The organism is Streptomyces sp. NPDC094032 (genome assembly GCF_040303965.1).
GTDB lineage: Bacteria > Actinomycetota > Actinomycetes > Streptomycetales > Streptomycetaceae > Streptomyces.
Window position 1 is genome coordinate 1 of sequence record NZ_JBEOUE010000059.1, and the last position, 2,155, is coordinate 2,155.

Annotated in this window: 3 protein-coding genes and 2 pseudogenes; 4 read left to right on the forward strand and 1 reads right to left on the reverse strand. The window is 68.2% G+C overall.

The window, feature by feature from the left end:
• Positions 1-203: pseudogene (locus tag ABTZ54_RS35625) on the forward strand (hypothetical protein); the annotation flags it as partial.
• Between the two features lie 8 nt (positions 204-211).
• On the opposite strand, the gene ABTZ54_RS35630 reads toward ABTZ54_RS35625, so the two are convergent.
• Positions 212-616 (reverse strand): DUF4345 domain-containing protein, encoded by a 405-nt coding sequence (locus tag ABTZ54_RS35630; RefSeq protein WP_351672128.1) that lies wholly within the window; start codon positions 614-616, stop codon positions 212-214.
• A gap of 65 nt (positions 617-681) precedes the next feature.
• Here ABTZ54_RS35630 and ABTZ54_RS35635 point away from each other — a divergent pair.
• From ABTZ54_RS35635 to ABTZ54_RS35645, 3 genes and pseudogenes are all read left to right on the forward strand, one after another.
• Positions 682-933 (forward strand): annotated as a pseudogene (locus tag ABTZ54_RS35635) (TetR/AcrR family transcriptional regulator); the annotation flags it as partial.
• Positions 934-1,064: 131 nt separating this feature from the next.
• On the forward strand, positions 1,065-1,343 hold the full coding sequence (locus ABTZ54_RS35640; RefSeq protein ID WP_351672131.1) for a hypothetical protein: 279 nt from the start codon (positions 1,065-1,067) through the stop codon (positions 1,341-1,343).
• 96 nt (positions 1,344-1,439) lie between these two features.
• Positions 1,440-1,949: an anthrone oxygenase family protein gene (locus ABTZ54_RS35645; protein ID WP_351672134.1), complete on the forward strand. Its 510-nt coding sequence runs from the start codon at positions 1,440-1,442 to the stop codon at positions 1,947-1,949.
• Positions 1,950-2,155: the final 206 nt, after the last annotated feature.

Here is a 2,155-nt window from a genome sequence, read left to right on the forward strand (position 1 = left end):
CCGACGAGGACGACCCCGTCTGGTTCGCCTCCGTGGCCGTTCTGGACGAAGGCGGCTACGAGATCGTCCGCCGCGACACCACCCGCAACGAGCACGAGGTCACCACGGCGACCAGCATCAACGACATTGCCTGCGACCTGACTATCTGGATGGCCACCCGCGGCTTCCCCGGACGGCCAACCAGCCAGGTCAGCGGGTTCTAAAACACGGCCTAGGTGCTGGTGCGTTCCTGCTCGCGGAATGACCGCTCGTCGGCGCTGGCGAGCAGGAAGAGGAGGGGCGGCAGTAGGAGTTCGATGACGGTCAGCGTGGTCTGGAACCAGTGCGGCCACCCATGTACGGCCAGGGACAGCAGCCGCCCCACGGCGCCGAGCAGGAACACAGCCGTGAGCCACCGGACCACAAGCGCCGGAATCGGGTCCTGGCGGACGACCCAAAGCCAGGCGACGCCGTATCCGGCGAAGATCGCCCCGAAGAACCGCCCCAGGCTGTCCACGGTGGAGCCGGCGTCGGCTGCCCCCGGAATCGCGGCATTACCGGCGACCACGTGGAACAGCCCGATCGCGGTGCACGCAAGCCCCATCGCCCACGCGAGCACCCGGAGCGCCCTGGCCATGCTCCCACCCCACCCGACTAGTTGACAGATGTCGACTAAACCCCAAGCTACGCCCCCCTGATGGACACATGCACTTCCCGAGCAAGCACGCGCTGTTCGCGGCGGTCTATCAGCAGGCGGCCGACCTCCTCCTGGAGGCGACCCGCCTCGACCTCGAAGCCACACTCACTGAGCAGCTGGCCCAGCGCCTGGACGCCCACCTCGACTACTTCATTGCGAACCGCAATGCCGTGCTGGCCGCGGATCGAGTGCTGGCGGGAGACCCGGTGATCCAGACGATCACGACAAACGAACTAGACACCCTACGCCCGCTGCTCCCCACCGACCCGGCCCCCGACTGGCAACGCACCGCGCGAGCCTGATGGGGGTTGCTTGAACCTCATCGTGCCCATGGGCCCCACCACTTGGGCGGTAGCGGGTTCGACGGCGCGGACGTCGGCTGGTCAGGATGCAGACCGAGCCGCTCAAGAGCGTCAGCACGGAAGCGGACGGCAATCGTGCCGTGCCAGTGTCCATCCGAGCCGACATCGCACATCAGGTCGATCCGGACCTCATCGTCCGCGAACGGATGCCAGTCGATGCCTCGATCTCGCAGTCAAACCGCCGTGAGCTGTCCCGGCCGCGGAGAACCGGAAACGTTCTCGTAGCAGAACAGTGTCACCCATTCGAACGCCTGATCTTCCATCCCCACATCATGCCGCAGCACCGATGCAGGCGGCGGGTCTGAACCGGACGGCACTCATCCGCGTACCGTGGACGCCCACGTATGCCGGTGCGACGCTGGACCATGTCCGCGGTCCAACAGCCGCCCTTGAATGGGCACATGAAGACGACGAGGCAGGCGAAGCAGACGAGCCCCGCTACGGAGAGCGCCGCCGGGGCGGTTCTGGGGGCGGCGGCGGTGGCGACCGGACTGACGGCAGGTGTGTGGTTCGCGTACGCGTGCTCGGTGATGCCCGCGCTCGCCCGCAGCGACGCCCGCACCTACGTCGAGGTGATGCGGAACATCAACGACGTCATCCAGAACCCGCTGTTCTTCACCCCGTTCTTCGGCGCACTGTTGCTCACGGCAGCGGCCGCCTGGCAGTTGAGGGCCGGCGGCCGGGCACGCGGCTGGACGCTGGCCGCACTGCTCCTGTACGTGGCGGTGCTCGCCGTCACCTCGGCCGCGAACGTCCCGCTCAACGACGCCCTCGCGGCCGCCACCGACCCCGCGCAGGCCCGGGCAGCCTTCGAGGGCCCATGGGTGGCGTGGAACGACGTTCGCGGTGTGCTCACGGTGGCGGGCTTCGGCTGCCTGTTGCGGGCGTTGGCGGTGAGGGCGCGGGGGTGAACGGCTTCCCCGGAGAGATTGCACTGTTCGGCCCCAAGGGGTTGCCGGCTAGCTCTGCGATGTCGGGCCGGTCACGTGCCGAGGCGGACGTCCTGGCGGTGGACGGTGGGCGCGTCGTGGTTGCCTCCCGGGAGTCCTTCCACCGGCGCTCGCCTTCATGCTTCCCGCCTTCGTGTTGGCCTGCGTAGGGCACCGGAAAGAGATGC